Below are 332 nucleotides of genomic sequence, written 5' to 3'. Positions count from 1 at the left end.
AACGGCGATGTCCATCGAGTGGCGCTCCTCGTCGACGATGATCGACTGCACCTCGGCCGGCGCCATCGCATTGATGACGAACTGGGCGGGATTCTCGCTCCACAGCACGATGTCGATGCGCTCGCCGTTCAGCTCGTTGCTGACGGCCTGCACGCGCGAACCGCGCATGCCGATGCAGGCGCCGATCGGATCGGTGCGGGTGTCATGGGCGATCACCGCGATCTTGGCGCGATCGCCAGGGTCACGGGCGGCGCCCTTGATCTCGACGAGACCCTGGCCCACTTCCGGCACTTCGAGCTTGAACAGGGCCATCATGAATTCGGGCGCAGCGC

At 65.7% G+C, this 332-nt stretch carries 1 pseudogene; it reads right to left on the bottom strand.

Features of this window, described 5'->3' with window-relative positions:
- Positions 1 to 332: pseudogene (gene nusA, locus FLQ44_RS17805) on the bottom strand (transcription termination factor NusA); the annotation flags it as partial.

The organism is Vogesella mureinivorans (genome assembly GCF_007644035.1).
GTDB classification, from domain to species: domain Bacteria; phylum Pseudomonadota; class Gammaproteobacteria; order Burkholderiales; family Chromobacteriaceae; genus Vogesella; species Vogesella mureinivorans.
This window is presented reverse-complemented; position numbering and strand designations above follow the sequence as displayed.